General features: G+C 62.7%; 11 protein-coding genes. 4 read left to right on the forward strand and 7 right to left on the reverse strand.

Translation table 11 applies throughout. The annotated features are described in order from the left end of the window. Nucleotides 1-153: 153 nt before the first annotated feature. Nucleotides 154-6,564, reverse strand: coding sequence for a putative Ig domain-containing protein (locus M2267_RS29170; protein ID WP_429119378.1), 6,411 nt, complete (start codon nt 6,562-6,564; stop codon nt 154-156). Nucleotides 6,565-6,907: 343 nt separating this feature from the next. Between M2267_RS29170 and M2267_RS29175 the strand changes: the two genes are divergently transcribed. Genes M2267_RS29175 through M2267_RS29190 form a run of 4 tightly spaced genes read left to right on the forward strand, consistent with a single transcriptional unit; the run spans nt 6,908 to nt 9,123 of the window. Continuing rightward, the gene (locus tag M2267_RS29175) at nt 6,908-7,441 is read left to right on the forward strand and encodes a phage tail protein (protein WP_429119379.1); all 534 of its coding nucleotides are present in this window, start codon (nt 6,908-6,910) and stop codon (nt 7,439-7,441) included. A gap of 21 nt (nt 7,442-7,462) precedes the next feature. Beyond that, the gene (locus M2267_RS29180) at nt 7,463-7,993 is read left to right on the forward strand and encodes a phage tail protein (protein WP_429119380.1); all 531 of its coding nucleotides are present in this window, start codon (nt 7,463-7,465) and stop codon (nt 7,991-7,993) included. Nucleotides 7,994-8,026: 33 nt separating this feature from the next. Next, nucleotides 8,027-8,560: a phage tail protein gene (locus M2267_RS29185; RefSeq protein ID WP_043610789.1), complete on the forward strand. Its 534-nt coding sequence runs from the start codon at nt 8,027-8,029 to the stop codon at nt 8,558-8,560. A 14-nt stretch (nt 8,561-8,574) separates the two neighbouring features. Beyond that, complete coding sequence (locus M2267_RS29190) at nt 8,575-9,123, forward strand: N-acetyltransferase family protein (protein WP_429119381.1); 549 nt, start codon at nt 8,575-8,577, stop codon at nt 9,121-9,123. Between the two features lie 13 nt (nt 9,124-9,136). Here the strand turns inward: M2267_RS29190 and M2267_RS29195 are convergent, their stop codons facing one another. The 6 genes from M2267_RS29195 to M2267_RS29220 all read right to left on the reverse strand — a co-directional run bounded on the left by M2267_RS29195 (nt 9,137) and on the right by M2267_RS29220 (nt 16,758). Then, nucleotides 9,137-9,430 carry a DUF6916 family protein gene (locus tag M2267_RS29195; RefSeq protein ID WP_043610790.1) on the reverse strand — a complete coding sequence of 98 codons (294 nt, stop codon included), beginning with the start codon at nt 9,428-9,430 and terminating at the stop codon, nt 9,137-9,139. Nucleotides 9,431-9,614: 184 nt separating this feature from the next. Then, on the reverse strand, nt 9,615-10,526 hold the full coding sequence (locus M2267_RS29200; protein WP_429119382.1) for an NAD-dependent epimerase/dehydratase family protein: 912 nt from the start codon (nt 10,524-10,526) through the stop codon (nt 9,615-9,617). Nucleotides 10,527-10,801: 275 nt separating this feature from the next. Beyond that, complete coding sequence (locus M2267_RS29205) at nt 10,802-11,653, reverse strand: ATP-binding protein (protein ID WP_429119383.1); 852 nt, start codon at nt 11,651-11,653, stop codon at nt 10,802-10,804. A 343-nt stretch (nt 11,654-11,996) separates the two neighbouring features. After that, nucleotides 11,997-13,127, reverse strand: a complete 1,131-nt coding sequence (locus tag M2267_RS29210) for a glycosyltransferase (RefSeq protein WP_429119384.1) — start codon at nt 13,125-13,127, stop codon at nt 11,997-11,999. A 213-nt stretch (nt 13,128-13,340) separates the two neighbouring features. Next, on the reverse strand, nt 13,341-14,564 hold the full coding sequence (locus M2267_RS29215) for a glycosyltransferase family 4 protein (protein WP_429119385.1): 1,224 nt from the start codon (nt 14,562-14,564) through the stop codon (nt 13,341-13,343). 40 nt (nt 14,565-14,604) lie between these two features. Then, complete coding sequence (locus M2267_RS29220) at nt 14,605-16,758, reverse strand: polysaccharide biosynthesis protein (protein ID WP_429119418.1); 2,154 nt, start codon at nt 16,756-16,758, stop codon at nt 14,605-14,607. Nucleotides 16,759-16,767: the final 9 nt, after the last annotated feature.

The following is a 16,767-nucleotide window of genomic DNA, read 5'->3' on the forward strand; positions in this document are numbered from 1 at the left end:
CCCAAATGGAAACGCTCATAGCATGGAGCCAATGGTCGCCGGTAAGTCGCCGGTCAATCGAAGTTCGGTCGATCGCAACGGACGTATCGCCCAAGCGCCACCCATCCATCGGTATCGCGTCGAGCGCAACGCGATACCGCCGTATCGTGGCCGTCAGAACCGGACGCGGGCGCCGACTTTGGCGCCGGCGGCTTGTGAGCCGTCACCCTCGATGTTGAACAACAGCGAGAAGTCGAGGTCCCAGTTGTCGTTGTTGGAAAGGGCAAGCCCGGCCGAGACCCGGCCAAACGGGCCTTCGCCATCGAGCGACGCAAAGCCGACATCGGCGCCGATCGTCGGCGACAGGATCAGGCCGTTTTCCAGCTCCAGCGTCCGCTCGACATCAAAGCCGATGCTGAAGCGGGCCTGTTCCTCGATGAACCCCTCGAGGTCGATCGTCTCTCCAAGCGCGTTCTTGACGGTGTAATCGTCGACCTCTTCGTTAAAGTAGACGGCTCTGAGCTTCGGTGTCAGCACGGTGATCTCGTCGAGCTGCCACTCGCCGGTCAGCTTGACGTCCGCCATCCAGCGGGTCGTGTCGAAGGTGCCGGTGAAGATGCCGGTGTCGATGTCGTTCGACGAGCCGCCATAGAGCAGGTTGGCATCAAGGAAGACGCCCTGGCCGATTTCGAACGAGGCATAGGGACCGGCGAGCCAGCCATTGCCGGTCAGTTCGGCATCCTCGTCGGTCGGATCGCTCATGTAGTCGTAGTGGAAGGACAGGCCGACCAGCGCCCGCTCGCTGACGAGATAGTCCGCGCCGATCGAGAACAGGGCGAAATTGCCCCACTTGTCGCTGTCGTCATCCTTGTCCTTGTGGAACAGGAAGCTGCCGTCCATCCAGACGTCGAAGGGCTGATCGGTCTTCACGAAGGTCTGGCCGGCTGCCGCCGCGTCGGCGGCATCGCGCGCCGCCTGGATCTGCGTGAGGCTGGTCGAGAAGCCAAGGCGCGCGCCCCGTTCGGACGGTGCGACAGCCGTCGTCACCGGATCGGTGCTGGCCGCCGCCCGACGGCGCTCGATCAGCCCCGGAACCTTGACCGTCGACGACAAAAGGCTCTGCCGGTTGCGTACGAAATCGCGCACCAGGCCGTCGATCTCCTCGCCGGCTGCGACACGGTCGAGCGCTATTCTGTAGGTGACGGTTCCCGCACCCGACGTACCAAGCGCACTCCTCAAGGTGTAACCGACAACGGCCGAGCCGGAAAACGACGGATTGGGGGTAAACTTGAGATAATAGCCAACCGGCGTAAAGCCGCCGGCGGCCGCCAGTTCACCTTCGATGATCTCGGCGCGGCCGGCGATCGCAGGAACGACGGAAACGACCAGCGCACTCAGGATTGGGCCGCCGGTTGCGCCACGGTTGAGATAGACGTTGTTCGGTGCCGTGCCGGCGGGCACGTCGATGACGATGCTTGGCGCCGTCACCGCACGGGCGTTGAGCTTCAGCGTATAGGCAGCCGTTCCGCTGGCGCCACGGCTGTCGGTCACGGCGATCACGAAGCTGTAGCTGTCGGGCACCGCATCTGCGGCAACCGGTCCGGTCAGCTCGCCGGTCGTAATGTTGAGCACCATGCCCTTTGGCAGGACGCCGCTCTTCAAGCTGTAGACCAGCGCGCCGGTGCCACCGGTGGCCGAGATGCGTTGCGAATAGGCCTCGCCGACCATCGCGTCGGCAAGATTGCCGGGCGCAGGCGTGAAGACGAAGCTGGCGGATGCCACGGCGATCCGATAGCTCGCCTGCCCTGTCGCACCATTGGCATCGGTCGCCGTCACGGTGAAGCTGAAATCGCCGTCGGCTGCCGGCCGTCCCGAAATCGCCCCGCTTGATCCATCCAGCGTCAAACCACCGGGCAGAGCACCCGACGTGACGACGTAGCTGTACGGCGCCATGCCGGCGCTGGCGGCGATGGTTTGGCTGTAGGCGACGCCGGGCACGCCGTTGGCCAGCGTCCCGCCTGCCGGCGCAAACACCAGCACCGGCGGCGAGACCGTCACCGTGACGGTTGCCGGCGTGGATGTGCCGGTCGCATTCGATGCGGTGTAGGTGAAGCTTTCGGTGCCCGAATAGCCTGGCTCAGGTGTATAGAGGATCTGCAAGCCGGAGATCGACGCCGCACCGCGCGACGGCGGACTTGCGATCGCCACCGATGCGGACGCGCCGCCCGAGAGGCTGAGCGAAATGGTGTTTGCCGTCGAATTGGCGGCAACTGTGGCAGCGACGGCGCCGGCCGACGGCGCCTCGACCGCGACTGCCAGGCTATAGGTGGCAGAGCCGGTTGCGCCGTTCGCGTCGGTCGCCTCGATCGTGAAGCTGTATTTGCCGTCCGTCGTCGGCGTGCCCGACAGGCGGCCGTCGGCTGCAAGCGTCAGGCCCGGCGGCTGCGAACCGGTGATCGCGTAGCTGTAAGGCCCGGTTCCGTTGGCCGCCGAAATCGTCTGATCGTAGGGCTGGGCAACGGTCGCCCCGGAAAGCGATCCAGGAACGGGCGTAAAGGCGAAGATCGGCGCAGACACCGTCACCGTAACCGTCGCCGGCGCTGATGTCCCGGTCGCGTTCGTTGCGGTGTAACTGAAGCTGTCAGTACCGGAGAAACCCGCGGTCGGCGTATAGTTGAACGACGTCCCGGCCACCGTGGCTGTGCCGTGCGATGGCGCGCCGGTGATGGTTACGGAAGCGGCGGCGCCACCGGAAAGATTGGGCGCAATCACATTCGCCGTCGAGTTGGCGGCAACCGTCTTCGTCGTAGCGCCGGCAACCGGCGCCTGCACCCGAACAATCAGGCTGTAGCTGCTGGTGCTGGACGCGCCGTAGGTATCCCTGGCGCTCACTGTGAAGTTGAAGGTTCCATCCGCCGTCGGTGTGCCGGACAGGGCACCTCCGGAGGAAAGGACCAGGCCGCTCGGCAAGGCACCGACCGCCACCGTATAGCTATGTGGCCCCGTTCCGCCGCTGACGCTGAAGGTTTGGCTATAGGCCGTCGCTGCCGTTGCCGTCGGAAGCGCGCCGGAAGCCGGAGTGAAAACGAAGTTCGGCGCGGAGACCTGGAACAGTTGACGGACGGAAGGAGCAGCGAGAAAAGCGCCGTTGCCAGCTTGCGAGACTTCGATCTCGCAATCGCCACCATTGCGGAAGGTTACCGCACCGCCTGAGGTGACGACGCAGACGCCGGGCGTCATGGATTGCCAGGCTACGGGAAGCCCGGAACTGGCGCTCGCCGTCAGGTTCACCGGCGCCGCATAGTTCTGCGGGCCGGGATTGGCGAAGGTGATCGTCTGCGCCCCCATGGGGGTGACCGCATTGGAGACGCCGGACGCCGGCCCCAGTCCCCCGTTGCCGGTCGCTGTCACCGTGAACGTATAGGGTGTGCCGTTGGAAAGACCCGTAACCGTGACTGGGCTCACATTGTTCGTCGCGACGTGGCCGCCGGGGCTCGACGTGACGGTGTAGAGGTTGATGCCCGAACCACCTGTGTTCGACGGCGCCGTGAACTGGACGATCGCTTCACCATCGCCTGGCGTCGCCGTCACCGCGGTCGGCGCGCCCGGAGCAACCGCATCGACGGTGAAGCTGTGGCTCACAGTTGGCGCCGGAAGATAAGTGCCGTCACCCTCCTGGTCCGCAGCAATCATGCAGTTCCCTGCGCTGTGGAAGGTCAGATCGCCGCCGGGGGTGATCGTGCACACGGCCGCGGTCGAGGATGTAAAGGCAACAGGCAAACTCGCGCTCGACGATGCCGTCAGTGTCGGCGTGGTGCCGAAGTTCTGCGCGCCCGGATTGACAAAGTTGATCGTCTGCGGCGATCGCGGCGTCACCGCATTGGAAGGGACCGACGCCGGGCCGGGAGCAGCGCTGCTATTGGTCGCCGTCACCGTAAACGTATAGGACGTGCCGTTTGTGAGCCCGCTCACCCTAATGGGGCTCGATGAACCGCTCATTGTAAAGCCACCCGGGCTTGACGTGACGGTGTAGCTGACGATCGCCGCACCGCCGGTGCTCGCCGGCGCAGTGAAGGCGACGTCCGCCCACGTATCACCGGCCGTCGCCGCGCCGATCGTCGGTGCGCCGGGCGAAACCGCATTGACGGTGAAGTGCTGGGTCACAAGCGGCGCCGGTCGAAAACTGGCATTGCCGACCTGCTCGGCGATGATGGTGCAGTTTCCAGCCGAATGGAACGTCAGTGTCCCGCCACTATCGGTCGTACAAACGGCCGTCGTCGACGACGTAAATGCAACAGGCAGACCGGAACTCGCGGTCGCGCTCAGCGTCGGGTTGGTGCCGAAGTTCTGTGCGCCGGGATTGGCAAACGAGATCGTCTGGTTGCCCTGAGGGATCACGGCGCCGGAGGGCGCTGACGCAGGGCCGACGCCGACGCTGTTGCTCGCGGTCACAGTAAAGGTGTAGCTGGTGCCGTTGGCAAGGCCGCTCACAGTGATCGGGCTCGTTGATCCGCTCCCGGTGAAGTTGCCTGGGCTTGATGTGACGACATAGCCTGTAATCGCGGTGCCGCCGTCGAAGGCGGGCGGCGTGAAGCTCACAGCGGCGCGGGTGTCATCTGCCGTGGCCATAACTGCCGTCGGCGCGCCCGGAGCCACTGCGGCGACATTGATGCTGTAGTTTTCGCTCGCCGTCCGGCTATGCGTGTCGGTCGCCGTAACGGTGACGTTGAAGGCGCCTGCAACCGTCGGCGTGCCTGTGATCGCGCCGCTTGACGAGGCCAGGCTAAGGCCGGGGGGCAGCGTTCCCGGGGCTGCGGCATAACTGACCGTCCCAAGCCCGTTCACGGCTGCGATCGACGTATCGGAGTAGGCCGTCCCGGCAGTCGCGGCCGTCAACGCGCCGCCCGCTGGCGTCAGGGTCATGGGCGGCGCGGAAATCGTGATGCTGTAGGCGGCCGCCGCCGAACCGGCGGTCGAGCCTGTCGCGGTGATCGTGAAATTTTTGGTGCCGTAAGCTGCCGCCGTCGGCGTGCCGGAAATCGCACCGGTCGAACTCAAGCTGAGGCCGTCTGGAAGGGTGCCGGCCGTGACCACATAGGTAAACGTCCCCACGCCGCCGGTCGCAGAGATCGATGCACCCGGATAGGCCACGTTCACGTCGCCGCCGGCAAGCGCTCCGGCAGGTGGCGTCAGCACTACGGGTGGCGCTGCAATGGCGATCGAATAGACTTTGGAATCGGTTCCGACGGTCGCAGCCGTCGCCGTCACCGTGAAAGGCGCGGAACCATAGGCGCCAGGAAGCGGCGTTCCGGTGATCGCGCCCGTCGAGGGATTGATGCTCAGACCCGCCGGCAGGGCGCCCGCCGACACCGAATAGGTGATCGCACCGACACCCCCTGTCGCCGAAATCGAGCTGTTTGAGTAGGCAACACCCACCGTTCCACCCGAAAGCGCGCCGGCCGCCGGCATCAACACCACTGGCGGCGCCGAAACGTTGATCGTGTAGGTTGCCGAGGCAGTGCCGGATGTCGCCGCCGTCGCCGTCACGGTGAACGTCGTTGCACCGATCGCCGCGTCCGTCGGTGTGCCCGTGATCGCTCCGGTCGTCGTGTTCAGACTCAGGCCGACCGGAAGCGCGCCGGGCGGAACCGAGTAACTGATTGCGCCCGAACCGCCAGAAGCCGAAACCGTGTGCGAGTAGGGGCTGCCGACCGTGCCGGCAGCGAGCGTGGAACCGCTCGGCGGAACAAAGGTTACCGGCGGAAAATTGTTGATGGTAATCGTCACCGATTGCGTTTTCGAATGGCTGCCGCCGGTCGCGATCGTGGTGCTGTCCTGCACCTTCAGCACGAAGGTCGCGCTCCCCGCAGCCGTCGGTGTGCCGGATAGCAGCCCCCCGGGCGACAGTGTCAGACCGCTTGGCAGCGCATTGCCGCTATCGCGCGTGAATGTATAGGGAGCCGTGCCGCCGCTTGCGTTGAACTGCACGCTGTAGGCCGCTCCGACGTTCCCGTCAGGCACCGTCGCCGGCGTCACGTTGAATACCGGCGCGGCAATGTTGACGCTGTAACTCTTGTCGACAAACAGCGCCGTCGGAGCAGTGGAATCGGTCACACGAAGCGTGAAGCCATAATTTCCGGATCCGGTCGGCGTTCCCGTGATCGCGCCCGCATTGACCGTCAGCCCCGGCGGCATTGTCCCGCCCACCTGCACATAATTGTAGGGCGCGACGCCACCGGTGGTGCTGAGAACTTGGCTGTAGGCGGTTCCGACAACTGGCGTCGGCATGCTTGCTGGCGTTACCGTCAGTGGCGAACTTGAAGGCGTAATCGTGATGTTGAACGTGACGGGCTCGGCGAGATCGTCCTCCACGATAAAGGTGTCCGACGTCGCCCCGTCTCCATTGTTGGTATAGACCAACGCATAAACGTTCTGTGGTGTGCCAAATGTCAGGCTTCCGTGCGACGGAGCCGTAATCGTACCGCCAAAGCCACCGGCCGCGCAGGTGAACATCACGGTGCCGCCGGAGGCGATCGTGGCCGACTGGGTCGGCGAGCAAGCTGCCCTCGCGACGGTCGCGGGCAAAAGGCTGGCCATACAGACAAGAACTGTAAATACGAGGAACGAAGCCCCCTGCGCCCACCGGGCGCGCGCGCCCCAGACTCGTCCCCGAAATCGTTGAAACATGTCGCCGCCCCCGCGCGCACCGTGCGCCGCATGGACGCTCGTCCATCGTCACGATCAGTCCGTTCACCGCCTCGTCCACTGATTGACATGTAAAATCGAGTCTCACAACCCAGAATCGCACTACCTGTGCGCGAATACGAATAAAAAGATCGCGTACCGTCACTTCCCAAGATGCTCGTTATGAGAGAGAGTGCGCCACAGGGGATATCCAGAGTCGTCGGGAATAGGGAGCGCGGCACGCATGACCGAAGTCTTCATCGGGCAGATAATGATGGGCGGATTCAATTTTGCGCCGCGAGGGTTCGCGCTCTGCAACGGTCAGATTATGCCGATCGCCCAGTACCAGGCACTGTTCTCTCTGCTGATGACCAAATATGGCGGCAACGGAACGAACAATTTCGCGCTTCCCGACCTGCGCGGCCGAACGCCCGTTGCTTTCGGACCATCCGCCGACGCGGGTTGGCAACCGCCGACACCTTATGGGATCGGCAACCACGACGGCGAAGAAGCGGTGGCGCTCACCTCTGCCGAAATCCCGCCGCACACGCATCAGGGCAAGGGGACGACCGCCCCCGGCAAGTTGCGCGTGCCCGCAAACATGCTCTATGCCACCACAACTTTGCCGATCTACGCACCGACGGGAGAAACCCAGGTGCAACTCTCTCAGCCAAGCGTGGCGCCGGCAGGCGACGGACAGGCTCATTCCAACATGCAACCCTACTCCGCCATCAATTTTAGCATCGCACTGACGGGCATCTACCCATCACGCAACTGAGCCAGTCGCCGGAGGTTTAACATGAGCGCTCCCTATGTTGGAGAAATTCGAATGTTCGGGTTTCCACGTGTGCCGATCGGGTGGCAAGCCTGTGATGGTACGCTGTTGCCGATCGCCGACAACGAACTGCTGTTCAATCTGATCGGAACCACCTACGGCGGCGATGGCCAATCGAATTTCCGTGTTCCGGACCTGCGCGGCCGTGTGCCGCTTCACTTCGGCAGCGCACCAAACCGCTCGCCATACGCGATCGGCGCAGTCGGCGGCACCGAAAGCGTCACGCTTTTGAGCACGCATTTGCCGACGCACAGCCACCCGATGTACGCAACGAACGCCGCTGCAAATGCCACGACCATCGGCGCGGGCGTCGAACTCGGGGCGCTTAGCAGCAATACGATGTATGCCACGGACGTCTCCGGTCTTGACGCGCAGAAAACCAACCCGAGTTCAACCGAGCCGGCCGGTGGCAACCTCCCTCATGACAACACAATGCCGACGTTGCCGGTGCAGTTCTGCATAGCAGTCGTCGGCATCTACCCGACGCAAAGCTGATACGAGCGGCCATTTCACAATTAGGGGGAAAGAATGACAGAGCCTTTCGTTGGTGAAATCCAATTGTTCGGTTTCGATTTTGCGCCAAGAGATTGGGCTTTCTGCAACGGCACCACAATTCTGATCCGCCAGAATACCACGCTCTACTCGCTCATTGGCGTCACGTACGGAGGAGACGGTCGAAACACCTTCCAACTGCCGAATTTCTCCGGCCGAGCCAGCTGCGGTTCGGGAACCGGACCCGGCCTTTCGCCGCGATCGGCCGGACTGGCTTTTGGCGCGGACAATGTCACCCTGCACACTCCGGAAATGCCGGGACACACCCATTCATTTACCGCCTATCTGCAGCCGGACTCGACGAAAAGGGCAAGTGCCCCGTCAGCCGGGAACTCACTGACCTTGCCTCTCGACAGCCCGGTCATGGCCAAGGACGCCACGGCGGATGCAAAGTTCGCCGCGGGTATGATCGGCCCCACGGGAGGCGGTTCGTCGCATGAAAACCGTCAACCCTTTCTCGCGGTGAACTTCAGTATCGCCCTTCAAGGCGTGTTTCCGCAATTCTCGTGACGACATCCGACACCATGCCCCTGGTGGACTTTCCAGTGCGGACTGTCCCCGCTCGCATCACTGTCGCAGGCCTGTCTTTGCGCCATGCCACGTCGGAAGACGTTCCGTTCCTGCTGGAACTCTACCGATCGTTTCGGGCGGACGAACTGGCGCCGGTACCCTGGCCGCCCGAGCGGAAACTCGCCTTTCTCGATCAGCAGTTCCTGTTCCAGCATCGCCACTACATGGCGACCTTTGCCGATGCGGATTATCTGGTCGCCGAGGCCGAATCCCAGCCGATTGGGCGCGTCTATCTGGATTGGAACAAGGACCGATGGCTGATCGTCGACATTGGGTTTCTTCCGCAATGGCGCCGCCAGGGCCTGGGGACGAGGCTTATCGCAGCCATCCAGCAACAGGCTGCCCTCGCGGCGGCCACAGCCATAAGCCTGCACGTCGAACAGCACAATTTCCGGGCTCAAGCGCTCTATTACCGCCTTGGGTTCCGAGCGGTTGAAAACGGCCCGTCACACGTCCGCATGGAATGGCCTTGCAGCAACCACGCCGAAGCAGGTGACCGCTGACCGCCGTCGTGGCTTAATTGAAAACAGCCTGATAGACGATGCCCTGCTTGTCACGGGCGACCGGCACGAGAAAAATATCGAGCGCCCCGAGCGACGCATTTTTCAGCCGATAGATCTGCTGCGGCAGCACGATCGCCGAACCGCTGCGGAAGACGAGGGAAAAGGGGGCGCGAAGCATGCCGGGCATGATGTGCGTCGTGCCGGGCGTGGCTTCTGCCAGGGTCAAGGGCATCGTGCTCTCTCCCAAAGACAGATCGAACGCCTGACCGACGCAACCCGCGAAATGTTGAAGCGTCAGCAGTTCCATGCGCGGATCCCCTTGATGATTCCCGTCTGGGTCGTTCCCGACGTTTCTACACCATGGAAGTTGAACACAAAAGCCTCAGCCAGCGAGGATTGGCACGTCGCGATTTGAGAACGGCAAAAGCCGGGAGCGGCGCGAGCAACGCACTCCGCAGCCGCGAACATCGCCGCCCGGTCTGCCATCGCGATCACTGCAGCAATCGCGCGAGCCCGGTTCGAAGGTCGGTTGCGCAGCGATAGTCGAGTTTTGCCTGGAGCGCTTCAACACACCCGCGCGATCGCCTGACTTCACCCAGTAGGCCGTCGATATAGGTGAGATCCGAGCGGCTGCCGGTTTCCTCGATCATGATCCGCGCAAGGTCGCTGATCGATGTCTCAACACCGCTGCAAACATTGACGATGCGCGCGCCCGTGTCCCAGCGGCCAAGCGCGTGCAGCAATGCCTCCACGACGTCATCGACGTGGACGAAATCACGGGTCTGGCGACCATCGCCATGGATGGTGATGTTTTCACCGCGCTCCAGCCGTTCGGCAAACTTCGCGATCACGCCGGAATAGGGAGACGATGGATCCTGCCCCGGCCCGTACACATTGAAGAAACGCAAGCCCAGGCTCGCGATACCATAGACCTCGTAGGCAGATCGCGCGTGAAGCTCGCAGGAAAGCTTGTCCGCACCGTAAGGCGAAAGCGGGATACAACGTCCGGTTTCGGAAAGCGGCAATTCCTGGCTCGCCCCGTAAACCGCGGCCGATGAGGCGTAGACAAGCGGAAGATGCGCCTGGGAATGGGCAAGCTCCTCAATGATCGTGAGGAAACCGGTTATGTTGATTGCGTGCGATGACGTCAGTTGGCGCTTGCACCGTTCCACCGAGGAGATCGCCGCCAAATGGATGCAGGCGTCCACATTGGCGAGCGCGCGGCGCAAGGCGTCGCGGTCGAGCACCGACCCCTCGATGAAGGTCGCAGCCTGCGGAACGTTTTCTCGCTTTCCCGAACTCAGATCGTCGAGGATGGTGACGTCGTGGCCGGCCTTCACCAGCCGCCGGGCAAGGTGGGCGCCAATAAACCCGGCTCCACCGGTAACCAATATCCTTTTCAAGTCGATTTCCCTCGCGACACCTCATCGCGATCGGAGGCGCCTGGATCTTAAGTGCAGGTGGTTTCCTTGAGCCGCCGAGCCGGCCCGGAGCGCGACCGGCCCTCGGCCAGTGCGTCCGTGACCGGACCTTCCGTCTGGGTTGCAATCTTCCTTGTCGCCCGGGCGGCGTCAAGGCTCTGGCCATCAGGTTTACCGTTTCGCTGAGATGTCGTCGCTTGGGAAAGCGACAAAGCCGAGGCGTGTCCTAGGTGAGACCGGTTGAACCGCCCAGTGCCTCAGGGCGCGGGGCAACCAAGGATCAGGTCTTCCACTTCGGATCCTGAGCCGACGCGCATCAGGACCTTGAACCGGCCGTCGGCGCCGACCTCGAAAAGCGTTCCCCCGTTTTCGCCCTTCTCGTTCGTCCGGGTCACGATCAGCAGGCTTCCGGCGCCGCTCAGATAGGATCGAATGTTGGACACGGCCAAGCGGATCTGCGCGTTGGAGAAGTAACTCCTGTTGAGAATGTTCGCGGCTCTGACGAGATCGAAGCGGCCGGCGAAGTCCGGCGAGCGCCGCATGATGTCATCCTCGACGAATGCGATGGAATCGTCGCGCGACAACGACCGCGTGATCATCTGGACCGGCTCGCTCCTTCCGCTGCGGATCAGCGCGCGTAGGCGCGGCTGCAGCATCGATTTCGCCAGTTGGCGCGGAATGAAGGCAAGGGACACATAGTCGAGCCGTCGGATCCAGGGTCGGATCGCAAGACCGGCGACATCATATTGCAGCGGCCAACCTTCCGGATCGGCAAGAACGCGGACCCCTGGCGCCACGTCGACGATGTGCGCGTCGATGAAGAGATCGGTGGCGGTGATCTTCGGTTTCGCCCCGCAGGCCTCCAGGTATCGCAAAAGCTCGACCGTCGTCACGCCGGTGGAAACGCCGACATCGAGCACCTCCCGCAACTGCCCTGCCCTCTGCGAAAGCAAGGGCCTGAATGCCGTTTCCAGCTCGCGAAAGCGCGACGGCTGTGTGAGCTTGAAGGTGCCGTTTCGCATCTTCAGTCTCGCGAAGAACTCCGACTCCCGGACCCAGTCCGTCGAGCCGTCGTTTCCCGAATAAAACTGCCGGGCGCTCATCACCATGGTCGGACAACCTATAAAAATTGCCTGCGGCTCTCGAACCCTGGGGGGCGTCTGGCAGCGGCCGATTGCTCTGCCGCCTGCCTTTCCAGACAGGGGCTCAGCGCCCGCTAAAGCGATCCTGAGGGTAAACTGGCCGACATCGGCTCCCAAAACATGAAAACGACAACAGTTAATTTCAGTATATTCGAAAACAATGCAGGGATAATACCAACTCCCCCGGAGATTCCAAGTTACATTTCAGCAGTTGCTTTCGAATGGGCCGCTGCGTGATGCCACGATCCCGGTGGCCCGATCGTGTCGCCTCGTGCTTTCTCCACATCCCCCGACAGAACGCCGCGACTGCTCAGGGCAGATCCTGTGACGGGTGCGAGGAACGGCGGTACCGAGAGGCGCCGGTATCTGCGCCGGCCGTCGTCAATGTCGGCGGACCGGGCTTGATCAGATCGTAAAGATCCTCGTAGCACGAGACGGTCCGGTCGATCGAAAAGCCCTGCGCACGGCGGCGCGCATAGGCTGTTGCATTGCGATACTTCTCCTCATCGCTGGAAAGTTCTCGAATGCGGTCGGCAAGCTGCCCGTGGTTTTTCGCCGGGAAGCGGTAGTCGTCGTTGTCTACGACGACGGCCAACCCTCCGACATCGCTGACCAGGACCGGCAGGTCCGACGCCATCGCCTCGACCACCGCCACCCCGAAGCCTTCCCAGTGGGACGATTGCACATAGAGATCAAGGCGGCCGAGGAACGCCGGGATATCCCGGACCAAGCCGGAAAAGTGGACGCGCTCGCGCACGCCCAGAGCGCCGGCGAGTTCTTCGACGATCGGACGGCGGTCCCCCACACCGGCAAAGACCGCATGGACATTGCCCGGAAGCCGCTGGAGGGCGCGCACGATGGTTTCCTGGTCCTTCTTCTCGGTGAAGCTTCCGACCATGCCGATGTAGAAGAGGCCATCCTGTCTCGGCTTGCGGTCGCGCGCCGACGCAAACCGGTCCAGGCTGACGCCGTTTTCGACGATGTGGATTTTCGCGGCCATAGGCGCCAGCCATTCGGACAGGTGGTCGCGGACAGGTGTGCTGATCGCCGCAACACAGTCGTAACGGCCATAGACCCAGCGTTCGATACCGCGCAACCAACGCCTCGCCCTTCGGCGGTTCCAGGTGTTGTGCTCGGTGTAGATTTTCCGAAAGGGCAGGAGCGCGCAAAAATAGAGGGACGGAAAAAGGTGGACGTGCACGACGTCCGCTGCGCGCATCGCGCGCCATGCTTTGGCGATCGAACGGGGGCTCGACAGCTTGACCGCGATAATCGTCACGGCAGCGAAGGCCGTGTCTTCCAGGAGCTCGTTATTGGCTCCCTTCCACACGATTACCGTTGCCGAAAACCGCGTCTGTCGCTGCGCCATTTCCACGACCAGGCGCTCGGCGCCGCCGTTTCCGTTAAGGTCGTTGATGATGTGAACGACGCTGCCTGCCATCGTAAGACAATCGCCTCAAATATCCCTCGAAGGCGATTATGCATAGCAACCGTCAATTCAACAACTATTAGTAATGTATACATCGAAAATTATGAGTTTCTCATTGAAGCGCTAGAAACACGTGCAACCGAAAGGTTCTAGAAAAGCATCGTCGCGGTTGTTCTTTTCTTGGAGAACACTCGCGACTATTCTGAAAAAGGTGAAATGTGCCCGTCAGATCAATGCCATGCGCTCAAGAAGCAGCTTGTTGACGGCATGCACGTCGAACTTTGATTGGGCGAGTTCACGTGACCTGAGCCCCATGTCCGCAATCAGCGAAGGCGCTCTCAGGAAGCGGCACATGGCTTCGGCCAGTTGCTTGGCGTTGCGCGGCTCCACCAGGTAACCATTGAGCCCGTCGACCACCGTCTCGTCGCAGCCCGGCAGATCGGTGGTGACCACCGCGCGCCCCGTCGACATCGCCTCGAGAATGCTGCGCGGTATGCCCTCGCGATAATAGGACGGTAGGACGAAAACGCTGCAATTGGTGAGATGCGGACGCACATCCGTGGTTTCGCCGAGATAGTTCAGGCTGCCGTCCTTGACCCATCCGTCGATGGTCTCAGCCGAGATCGCCGCCGGACTGGGATCGAACTGCCCCAGAAGGCGAAATTCGGCCTCCGGAAATTGTTGGCGGACGAGGCGCGCGGCCTCGACATATTCGCTGATCCCCTTGTCCTTCAGCAGGCGGGCGACAAGCAGAAAGACCGGGCGCCCGCTGGGCGGGCTCGAAAAGGCATAGTGGTCGAGATCGACCCCAGAGCCCGGGACCAGCGTCAGTTCGCGCTGATCGGAGATCAGCCTGCAGCTCTCGATGTCGGCGGAATCCGCACGGTTATAGGCAAAGACCCCGCCAGCCCCCTTGAGCGCCAGCCGGTAGAGCAGCACGCTCAGCTGCTTGATGCGGCGCCCGACCCACCGCTTGCTTGCGGCATCCGAGTAGACGTGGCCAAGGCCGGTCACGAGAAAATACCGTCGCTTGACGCCGGCCAGCCGGGCGGCAATGCCGCCGTAAACGATCGGCTTCATCGTATAGGGGATCACGACATCGATCTGCCGTGAACGAAAGAGCCGCCAGTAGGACCAGAGCGTCGTCAGATCCGTCAGGGGATTGAGCCCCGTGCGTGCCATCGGCGAGCGGACGAACTCCACACCGATCGCGGCAAGCTGACGGACGACGTCCTCGTCCTCTTCCGGCCCGACGGCCAGAACCGAATGGCCGGCCTCGACCAGGCGCCGCAGCAGCTCCAGCCGAAAATTGGTGAGCGAACGGCTGTAGCTCGAAAGCACCGCGATCCGTTGTTTCGGCACCACGCCGGCAACCGCCGATCCCGCGGCAACGGCCACCCGCTGTGGCGGCTGCCTGACCGGAGAATAGTCGCTCGCGTCAATCAACATCAGGCCGCGCTCCATACAAGCGTTCGAAAGATCGCACAGATCACATCGGCATCGGCGTCGAAGGCGGGCCCCGCCTAAGGCTCGACAGCGCTGCTTGCAGGACATCGTCAGTCAGATGCGCGACATCGGCGTCGGCGGCCCCTTCCTCCCCGTCATCCGACGAGAGCGCCCCAGCCGTACCTTCGGCCGGATGCTTGTCGAAGCCGGGAATGAGGCTGTTCATGATCGCAAAAACCATCGCCTGGTCGCCGAGTTCGGCAAAAAGCTTCAGGCGCGCGAACATCTCCTTGAGTGTCGTCAAGGGCACGGCATTCGGGATCGCGCCGAGCACGCCCGGAATGGGAGAGCTGATGCGTTGCTCGCCGCTATCGAACAGCTCCTCATAGAGCTTTTCGCCGGGCCTCAGGCCGATGATCTCGATGTCGATGTCCTTGCCCGGCGTGAGACCGGCAAGCCGGATCATCCGCTTGGCGATGTCGATGATCTTGATCGGTTCATTCATATCGAGAACGAAAATCTCGCCCTTGCCGATTTCGCCTTCCAGACCGTAGGCGGAAGCCTGTAGCGTCAGTTCGACGGCTTCGCGAATGGTCATGAAGAAGCGTGTCATGCGCGGATCCGTCACCGTCAGCGGGCCACCCTTGGCGATCTGCCGCTTGAACAACGGGATCAGCGAGCCGCTCGAACCGAGCACGTTGCCGAAGCGAACGGTCATGAAACGCGGGCCGGAGCCCTTCTTCAGGCAATGAAGGTCGAGCGCCTGGCAATAGAGTTCGGCCAGCCGCTTGGTCCCGCCCATCACGCTGGTCGGGTTGACGACCTTATCGGTCGACACCTGCACCATCGCCTGCACCTTGAAGCGGCGGGCGGCATTCGCCACGTTCATCGTGCCGATCACATTGGTCAGCACGCCCTCGCAGGGGTTAAGCTCCACCATCGGCACATGCTTGAGTGCGGCAGCATGGAAGACGAGTTCCGGCCGATACTTGGCAAAGACGTCGTTGACACGATTGGCCCGGCGGACGTTGCAAAGGTTTGCGGTTCGTTTGACGGCCGGATAGCGCTCTCCGAGCTCCATATCGATCGCATAGAGATTGTACTCGCAGTTCTCGACCAGGATGAGCTCGGCCGGTTCGCGCGCTGCCACCTGCAAGGTAAGCTCACTGCCGATCGAACCACCGGCGCCGGTGATCAGGACGCGACGGCCGCGGATGAGGCGCAGAATTGCCTCGTTGTCGAGGGCTGCCTGCGGGCGCTCCAGAAGATCCGTCAGCTCGATCGAGCGCAGCTCGAAACGGCTTTCCTGCTTGGCGCTCTTGAGTTCCGTGATCTGCGTCAGGCGCGATACGGTCATGCCACGCGCTTCAGCGCGCCGCATCACATCCTCCGCACCATCGCCGAACGCCGAAAGCGCTTCGGTAAAGACGACATGGCGCGGCAGCTGCCCACTCTCTGCGAGCGCACAGACCACACTATCGAAATCGCTGAGCGCGCCGAGGATCGGAATGCCGCGCAACGTCATATCCGTATGCTCCGGCGTCACTTCCAGGCAGCCGACCGGCTTATGGCTGCAATGCGGATCGCGGCGGAGCGCTCTTAGATAGAGGTCTGCCGCATGGCCGCTGCCGACGAGCAAGGTCGGGATCTGCTCGGCATTGTCCTCGGCGACCGGCTGGCGCCGGCTTGGGCGCAACGCCAGTTCGTCAAGCCGGAAGCTCAGCCGCGAAGCCGACAAGAATGCGGTCAAAAGCAGCGCCTCGAGCGGCACGACGCTTCGCGGCATATCCTGCAGACGGTTCGCAAAGAACGACATCAAAACCAGCGCCGCCGAACTGATCAAGACGGCCTGTAGGATCGAGCGCAGATCCGAAACGGAGCAGTAGCGCCAATCGCGGGCGTACAATCCGGCGACCGGAAAGGCGAGCGCACAGGCCAGAAGATATAGCGGCCCGGTCGATACCAGCGCCCAGATCAACTCCGGACGGGTCGACATCGCGTCGAAACCGTAGCGCAGGAAAAAGGCTGCCACGAGCGCCAAAGCTGCAGACGCTATGTCCATCGCATAGAGCACACGCGATCGACGAACCTGCTTGACCGAGGATACGGCCGTTCTTGCCGCCAGGCGCAAAAGTGCGCGTCCGACAGCGGCAAACCAGGTGAATATGGTGAGGAACCTTGCCCAGTATCTCGCCATGGACGGCGG

This window comes from Ensifer sp. KUDG1, assembly GCF_050434285.1.
Taxonomy (GTDB): domain Bacteria; phylum Pseudomonadota; class Alphaproteobacteria; order Rhizobiales; family Rhizobiaceae; genus Ensifer.

What these genes read in the sequence shown, in the direction of transcription:
- M2267_RS29175 (WP_429119379.1), top strand. Translation starts at nt 6,908, where the DNA reads ATGACCGAAGTCTTCATCGGGCAGATAATGATGGGCGGATTCAATTTT.
- M2267_RS29180 (WP_429119380.1), top strand. Translation starts at nt 7,463, where the DNA reads ATGAGCGCTCCCTATGTTGGAGAAATTCGAATGTTCGGGTTTCCACGT.
- M2267_RS29185 (WP_043610789.1), top strand. Translation starts at nt 8,027, where the DNA reads ATGACAGAGCCTTTCGTTGGTGAAATCCAATTGTTCGGTTTCGATTTT.
- M2267_RS29190 (WP_429119381.1), top strand. Translation starts at nt 8,575, where the DNA reads ATGCCCCTGGTGGACTTTCCAGTGCGGACTGTCCCCGCTCGCATCACT.
- M2267_RS29195 (WP_043610790.1), bottom strand. Translation starts at nt 9,430, where the DNA reads ATGGAACTGCTGACGCTTCAACATTTCGCGGGTTGCGTCGGTCAGGCG.
- M2267_RS29205 (WP_429119383.1), bottom strand. Translation starts at nt 11,653, where the DNA reads ATGGTGATGAGCGCCCGGCAGTTTTATTCGGGAAACGACGGCTCGACG.
- M2267_RS29210 (WP_429119384.1), bottom strand. Translation starts at nt 13,127, where the DNA reads ATGGCAGGCAGCGTCGTTCACATCATCAACGACCTTAACGGAAACGGC.
- M2267_RS29215 (WP_429119385.1), bottom strand. Translation starts at nt 14,564, where the DNA reads ATGTTGATTGACGCGAGCGACTATTCTCCGGTCAGGCAGCCGCCACAG.
- M2267_RS29220 (WP_429119418.1), bottom strand. Translation starts at nt 16,758, where the DNA reads ATGGCGAGATACTGGGCAAGGTTCCTCACCATATTCACCTGGTTTGCC.